Raw genomic sequence first — 5,509 nt, forward strand, 5'->3', positions numbered from 1 at the left:
CGCCGAGCAGGATGACGTCCCCGAACGCGGTGTCCGGTTCGGAGACCATCGACTCCAGCACCCGCACGTAGTAGTCCCGCATCAACGCCACCTGGACGGAGGACAGTTCGCCGCTGTCGTACTCCATCTCCAGGCTCAGCCCATGGTGCCCGGGCTCCTGGCTGACGGCCACCAGCAGCGGGAAGTGGGTCCGCCCACCTCCGGTCGCACGGGCGCGATCGCCGTCCGTGTCCGCCCCACCGGCGAGTGTGTCGATCTGACGGAAATGGTTGTAGACGAAGCCGGTCTCGAAGAGCGGTTCCCCGCCCAGTTCGCGTTGGATCGCGGACATCGGATATCTGCGATGGGGCAGCATGTCCTGCTCGGCCTCGAACACCGCGCGTACGAGGTCCCGCCAACTGCCCTCCGGCAGCTCCAGCCGGAACGGCAGAGTGTTGAGGAAGAGCCCCCGCACCTCGGTTCCGTCGGTCTCCTCCAGCCGACCGTTGGACGACAGCCCCGTGACGACGTCCCGGCTGCCGGTGGCGAGGCTCATGACCCGCAGATGCGCTGCCAGCAGCACGGACTTCAGCGGCACCCCACAACGCCGGGCGAACCGGTCGAGACCATCGCCCAGACCGACCTGCAGGGGCGTGATCAACTCTCCGTGCCGGCGCTCCGCGTCATTGCGGTGCACCTCGCCCGCGCTGCACGGCCCCACGAGCCCGTCGGGAAGTGCAGTGCTGTGGCGGGGAAGGCGGGTGTCGGGGCGGTCGGTGAGGAGGTTGTGCCAGTAGGTGGTGTGTGTGGGGTTGGTGAGTGCTGCCTGTTCGGCTGCGATGTAGTCGCGGTAGGTGGAGCGGAAGGGCGGGAGTGATGGAGTACTGCCGTTGAGGAGGGTGTGGTAAGTGTCGATGACTTCGGCGAGGGTGGAGGCGAGGCTCCAGCCGTCGAGGATGGCGTGGTGGTCGGTGACGGTCCACTGGAAGGCGTCGTCGGACAGCACATGGACCGTCATCCGGAACAAAGGCGCCACCGCCACGGAGAAGCCCTCGTCCTGTTCGCTACGGACGCACTCCGCCACCGCCGCCCGTTGCGCACCCTCGTCCTGACCCCGCAGATCGACGACGGTCAGGGGCGTCTCGGCCCGATCGTGCACGAGCTGCACCGGCTCGCTGTAGCCGCTCAGGTCGAACGAGGTACGCAGGACATCGTGGCGGCCCACCGTCAGCTCGGCGGCCCGCCGGAAGGCGTCCTCCTCGAACCGCTCGCCGAGCCGCACCGTACTGACGTTGTGGTACGGGTTGCGGTCCGGGTCGATCTCCATCTCGTAGACCATGCCGACCTGGAGGGCTGCCATCGGATAGGCGTCCACCAGCCCCTCGGGCAGCGCCTGCCGGTCCTTCGCCGACAACAGGGCGAACGGCTCCGCCGTCGGTGCGGGAAGCAGGTCCGCCGCCACCGAAGTCACCTCGGTGCCCAGCGCGGCGAGCGTCGGGGACCGGAACAGTACGGGCAGCGTCAGCAGCAGACCCTCCTCCCGGGCCCGACCGATCACCTGAATGCTGCGGATCGAGTCGCCGCCCAGGTCGAAGAAATTGTCGTGCCGGCCGATCCTGTCCACCCCGAGGACCTGATGCCAGATCACCGCCAGCCGTTCCTCCACCCCGGGCAGCGGCGCCAGGTACTGGGACGACAGCTCCGGGCGGTCCCCGGACGGTGCGGGAAGCCTGCCGCGGTCCACCTTGCCCTGGGCCGTCAACGGGAACGCGTCGAGGAACACGAATGCCTTCGGCAGCATGTATTCCGGCAGCTTCTCCCGCAGCGCCGACCGGAGTTCGGTCACATCGGGCGCCGGGGCGTCGCACGCCACGTACGCCACCAGATCGGCCCGTCCCGACGCGTCCCGCGGCGCTGTCACGACACACTGGCGAACGCGCGGGTGAGCGCCGATTGCCGCGCTCACCTCGCCGGGCTCCACCCGATAGCCGCGAATCTTGACCATGTGGTCGACCCGGCCGAGGAACTCCACCTGACCCTCGGGCGACCAGCGCCCCCGGTCACCCGTGCGGTACAGCCGAGCACCCGGCACGGAGGGATGCGGCAGGAAGTGCTCGGCGGTCAGCGCGGGTCTGCCGAGATAGCCGCGTGCGAGGCACGGCCCGGCCACGTACAGCTCGCCCGGGCTGCCCACGGGCACGGGGTGGCCGGCCTCGTCCAGCACCCGGACCTCGGTGTTGGCCAGCGGTGTGCCGAGCGGCAGCGGGCCGGCCGGGAGCGAGTCCGCGGTGAAGGTGCCGCAGACGGAGAACGTGGTGGTCTCCGTCGGACCCCAGCAGTTGACGAGCTCGAGTTCAGGGCAACGGGCGAGGATCCGGCCCGCGTGCGGTGCGGAAACCGTTTCACTGCCGGTGAGCAGTCGGCGCAGACCGTCGAACGTCTGCGGCTGCTCGTCCACGAGCAGGGTGAACAGCGAGGCAGTGGCGTGGAGGACCGTCACGCCGTGATCCGTCACCCAGCCCGCCACATCCGCCGGGGCGTACCGTCCCGGCGGAGCGAGCACGAGCCGGGCCCCCGCCACCAGCGGCGCCCATATCTCGAAGGTGGAGACATCGAAGGCGACCGTCGCGATCTGGAGAACGGTGTCGTCCTCCCGCAGCTCCATCGCGGGACCGCCGTGCAGAAGCTCGGTCACGTTGCGGTGCCGGGTCACCACACCCTTCGGCCGCCCTGTGGAACCGGAGGTGAAGATGGCGTAGCAGGCGTTGTCCGGTCCGGCGCCGGCCTCCGGGACCCGGTCGCACCGCGTCTCCTCGGGCAGAACGACGGTGTCCACGTCGATGGTCTCCCATGGCCCCTGCGGAACCAGGTCCCTGGTGCTCGCCCCGGCCAGGACCACCCGCACGTCCGCCTCCCGAAGCATGTGCGCGAGCCGGGCCGCGGGGAAGGAGACATCCAGCGGTACGTAGGCCCCACCGGCCTTGAGCACGGCCAGCAGCCCGACGACCAGTTCGGGCGAACGGTCCAGGCCGACCCCGACGAACACCTCGGGGCCGACACCCAGCCGACGCAGATGACGGGCCAGCCGGTCGGCACGCGCATCGAGCTCGCCGTACGTCAGGGACCGCTCCCCGGCGACCACGGCGACGCGGTGGGGCTGCGCCACCGCCCGTGCCTCGACCAGCTCGTGGACGGGCGTGGAGGGGACAGCGGCGGCGTTGTCGTTCCAGCGTTCCAGCAGGGCCCGCTCGGCCTCGCCGAGCAGGACGGCCGCTCGGTGGGCGCCGTCCGGATTCTCGGCGATCGCCCGCAGAGCCCGCAGGTGGTAGTCGCGGATCAGACGCATCTGTTCCGCGGGGAACTCCCTGGCGTCGTACTCCAGCTCCATCCGCATGCCGGCCAGGCCCGGTTCGCGGCTCATGGCCACATGCAGCGGGAAGCTGGTCCGGGCGACACCGGCGGCCGTCTCGTCGTGCGGCCCGGAGACCGAGGCCCGGCCTCCCTCGGCCAGCTCGTCCACGTGGCGGAAGTGGTTGTAGACGAAGCCGGTCTCGAACAGCGGGGCGCCGCCCAGCGCACGTTGCAGCGCCGGCATGGGGTACCTGCGGTGCGGCAGCATCTCCCGTTCGGCGTCGAACACCGCGCGTGCCAGATCAGCCCAGCTGCCGTCCGGCAACCGCAGCCGGAAAGGCAGCGAATTGAGGAAGAGACCCCGCACCTCGGTGCCGTCGGTCTCCTCCAGCCGGCCGTTGGACGACAGCCCGGTGACGACGTCCGCGCTGCCTGTGACCAGGCTCAGAACCCGCATGTGGGCGGCCAGGACGACGGCCTTGAACGGCACGCCGATCCGGGCTGCGCTGTCCTCCAGCGCCGACAGGAGCTCCGGCGGCACCACGGTGACCAGCGCTCCGTACCCGCCGGTGCCGTCGTGCTCATGCACCTCGTCGTCGAGTCGTTCCCCGATGAGCGGGGAGTCGCTGTTGCCGCCGTGGCGGGGGAGGCGGGTGTCGGGGTGGTCGGTGAGGAGGTTGTGCCAGTAGGTGGTGTGTGTGGGGTTGGTGAGTGCTGCCTGTTCGGCTGCGATGTAGTCGCGGTAGGTGGAGCGGAGGGGTGGGAGCGTGGCGGTGTGGCCGTCGAGGAGGGTGTGGTAGGTGTCGGTGATCTCGGCGAGGGTGGAGGCGAGGCTCCAGCCGTCGAGGATGGCGTGGTGGTCGGTGACGGTCCACTGGAAGGCGTCGTCGGACAGCACATGGACGGTCATCCGGCACAATGGCGCCACTGCCGGATCGAACCCCGTCGTCCGCTCCCCACGGACGTAATCGGCCAGCTCACGCCGCTGCCTGACCTTGCTCAGTCCGCGCAGGTCCACCAGGCCGAGAGGCATCTCGACTTCCGCGTGCACCAATTGCATCGGCACGGACAGACCACTGAGGTCGAAAGAGGTACGCAGCACAGGATGCCGCTCCACCACCATGGATACTGCCGCACGGAAGGCTTCCTGCTCGAACCGGCCCGGAAGATGCAGCGACGTCACGTTCAGATAGGGGTTGCGGTCGGGGTCGCGTTGCATTTCGTAGACCATGCCGATCTGGAGTTCGGCCATGGGGTAGGCGTCGTCGAGGTGGTGGGGGAGGTGGTTGCGGTCGTGGGGCGTGATGAGGGAGAAGGGTTGGGTGGTGGGTTGTGTTGTGGTTGTGGTTGTGGTTGTGGTGGTGGCGAGGTCGGCGAGTGTGGGGTGGTGGAAGAGGTCTTGGAGGTGGAAGGTGAGTCCGTTGTCGCGGGCTCGGCCGAGTATCTGGATGCTGCGGATGGAGTCGCCGCCGAGGTCGAAGAAGTTGTCGTGGCGGCCGATGCGGTCGACACCGAGGATGTCGGCCCAGATCGTGGCCAGAGCTTCTTCGGTTCCGGGTAGGGGCGGGGTGAACTCTGTTTCGAGTGTGGGTCGTTCGGTGGTGGGGGCGGGCAGGGAGCGTCGGTCGAGCTTTCCTTGCGGGGTGAGCGGGAGGGCGTCGAGGAGGACGAAGTTCCTCGGGATCATGTAGTCGGGGAGGTTGCCGGCGAGGGCGTCGCGGAGTTCGCTGGTGGTGGGCCGGTCGGTGCCCTGTTCCGGCACGAGATAGGCGACCAGATCCGTACGCCCGTTCGTCTCCTGGTACGGAAGGACGATGACCTCACGCAGGCTGGCCATCCGAGCCAACTCGGCCTCGATCTCACCGAGTTCGATGCGGTATCCGCGGATCTTGACTTGGGCGTCGGCCCGGCCGAGGTATTCCAGGTCGCCGGAGGGTGTCCAGCGGGCGAGGTCCCCGCTGCGGTAGAGCCGAGCTCCAGGTGTCTGTCCCAGGTGATCGGGGACAAAACGCTCAGCCGTGAGGGCCGGCCGCGCCTCGTACCCGCGCGCGAGCCCCGCCCCTGATACGTACAGTTCGCCGACCACTCCGATCGGGGTGGGGTTCCCGTTCGGGTCGAGGACGTGGAGTCGGAGGTCGGGGAGGGGGTGTCCGATTCTGGTGGTGTTGTTGTTGAGTTG

The 5,509-nt window shown here is 69.2% G+C and carries 1 protein-coding gene; it reads right to left on the reverse strand.

Annotation, left to right across the window (positions count from 1 at the left end; translation table 11 throughout):
* On the reverse strand, positions 1–5,509 hold a 5,509-nt coding region (locus ACF1B9_RS37755), incomplete at both ends, for an amino acid adenylation domain-containing protein (protein WP_391795985.1).

It is taken from the genome of Streptomyces sp. NPDC014727 (assembly GCF_043083485.1).
Taxonomy (GTDB): Bacteria; Actinomycetota; Actinomycetes; order Streptomycetales; family Streptomycetaceae; genus Streptomyces.